This is a genomic window from Leptolyngbya sp. FACHB-711, assembly GCF_014695615.1.
GTDB lineage: Bacteria > Cyanobacteriota > Cyanobacteriia > Elainellales > Elainellaceae > Leptolyngbya_A.
In genome coordinates this window covers 1-2,309 of the sequence record NZ_JACJOR010000012.1, presented here as the reverse complement: position 1 = coordinate 2,309, position 2,309 = coordinate 1, and the positions used below count along the sequence as shown (strand labels likewise).

The following is a 2,309-nucleotide window of genomic DNA, read 5'->3' as shown; positions in this document are numbered from 1 at the left end:
CAATTCAGGGGTAGGCAACAGGGTTAGAGAACCGTGAATTCAGGCGAAGCCAAAAAATCAAATCCGTTGAATCTGCCGGGATTAGCTGATGCCTGTGTTTGTACCGCCGCATACTGATAGCCTCCTCCTACCCTTCTGTTGCTTCTGTTGCTATAGCCGCATTTCAAGGGCGGCAGTCCCGCCGGCATCCTCGGATTAGAAATCGATCGCGCTGCACTAAAGGCAATCGCCAATCGATCGCCAGTCGATCGCCTCGCAGTTTCCCGCAGAAGGAATCGCCTTGATGCGAGTTCCCTTTCGCCAGTGCATCTACCGATCAGTTTTACCAGAGATGGGAACGGTATCCGGATCAGTTCGAGGGGTTCTTCAGCAAGGAATCATGGACTGATGAATCAGAAATGAAGCAATGATGATCGCTCCGCCGGGCACTGCTTTGCATTACAGGAGACGGATTGGAAAAGGGGCAACTGAATCTTGCTGGCTTTCAGGCAACAAGTTCAAACAGGCACAAACAAACGCTGATCAGAAGAATTCTGCTCTGGAGATCATTGTTTGCATGCTGGTCGTACCGCATTCTGGCGCGATGTTTCCGCTATTTTATTGGGGTGGCAGAACAGGCTGAACAAAAGGTCAACATAACCCAAGAGCCGCTTCTGTTTTTTTAATCTGTAAGTGTTTTTGTGCCAGTAGGAGCGTGTTCTTTTGGTTAATCAATTCAGCGCGTTTAATTTGGCAATTAATCCTTGTGCTTATTTTGAAATTTGGGAATAGTATTGTGTACAGAAGTATGGTTTAGGAACAATACAAATGCCAAGATCAAAGAAAACCACAGCCTCGGCGATCGTCACAAAATCTGCCATTGATTATGCAACCTCTACACTGGAGGAGTTGCCCGAAAAGCCAAAGGAAAATTGGTCTTTGCGCGAAGCTGTTGCCTATCTTCAAGTGCAGATCTCATCTGCTTTGAGTAAGGGCTATAGCTATGAGGAAGTTGCCGGAATGCTGACTGAACGGGGAATTGAGATTTCAGCTTCTTCGCTCAAGAGCTATCTCTCAGCTGCAAAACGGCAAAAAGAAACGGCTGCTCCCAAAACTGGAAGAACAGGTCGGAGAAGCCGCAAAGCTCTGGGCGAAAACTTGATGGTAATTGAAGCGGTTCCTTCGCAATCTTCTTCAAATGGAACTGCTGAAAAAGCCAGCAAGAGTTTGAATGAAGCAAAACCGGAAGCAATTGCTTCGCAGTTTCCCGAAGGAGTAATCGCAGATTCCGAACCCGCAAACGACACTGCTCCCACCAAACGGCGAACGCGATCGTCAGCAAAATCGTCAGCTAATTCAACCCAGAAGAGTACTGCATCGAAGACGGCTGCTAAATCAAAATCAGCTCCTCGAACGCAATCCACCACTGAAGGAACGAAAGGAACGCGAAGCAAGCGGCAGCGACAAGCATAGGAACTGTTCGGGCATGACATTACCAGTGCTTGTGTCACTACTTCTGTAACTATCTGTAACGAGTAACTATCTATAACTATTTGTGTAGCCCCTGATGGGATTGCGCTTCGTGCAACTGTGCTCTGGATAGATCTCACTCGTCCATAATCACCCGAATGGATCAGTTCAATGGGGGACGCGCCAAGCTTCCGGTCGGCTTTATGCTAGGCGCAGCAAGCTAGGCAACCAAGATTTCCGAAACAACAAAGCAGAGTTTAAGAAAATTTTGAGTTTGTTTCTGGAATGAATAGGCGAGGTCTTGTGGTTGTCTCTAGCGCGACACTCTTGAAAAAACTGGTTCTTCCTGACCGTCCGTGAAGTTTTGCTAGCTGCCTGAATTGGGCATTTAATCTTCCCGGTAGAGTAGAAGAACAAAGTGTTTCAGATTTCGTCCGTTAGGTATCTGTTGAACACTGTTGAGGGGAAGAGGAGGAAACTGCGGTGGTCTATCAATCAAAGCACACATCTCAACCGTGGCGTACTCTGGTTGAGCGGCTGGAGAAGCCTCTAACAGGTTTATTTGTCACGCTAGGGCTCGCGGTAGTGAGTTTGCCGAATGGCTCTGTGCAGGGGTCGGAACTTTCTGAAACGCATCTGACTGCAAATCATGAGGTAGCTCAGCAACTGGTTGGACAAACCCGTGGGCAGCTTCCTGGACGATCGGTTGAGCAATCGGGGCAGAGGTTAGATCCTCGCTCGTTGACAGATGGCGTTTATTTATATGGGCAGTCGCCGGAGCCTGAGCAATTAGGTGCTGCTTATATGGTTTTTGAAGTGAAGCAGGGCGATGTAGTGGGTGCGTTTTATATGCCCCGATC

At 48.2% G+C, this 2,309-nt stretch carries 2 protein-coding genes; both read left to right on the top strand.

Features of this window, described 5'->3' with window-relative positions; all coding sequences use genetic code 11:
* Nucleotides 1-807: 807 nt before the first annotated feature.
* A complete protein-coding gene (locus tag H6F80_RS00135; RefSeq protein WP_190789601.1) occupies nucleotides 808-1,452 on the top strand; it encodes a hypothetical protein in 645 nt (214 codons plus the stop codon).
* Nucleotides 1,453-1,932: 480 nt separating this feature from the next.
* The coding region (locus tag H6F80_RS00130; protein ID WP_242067080.1) for a hypothetical protein at nucleotides 1,933-2,309 on the top strand (377 nt) is incomplete at its 3' end.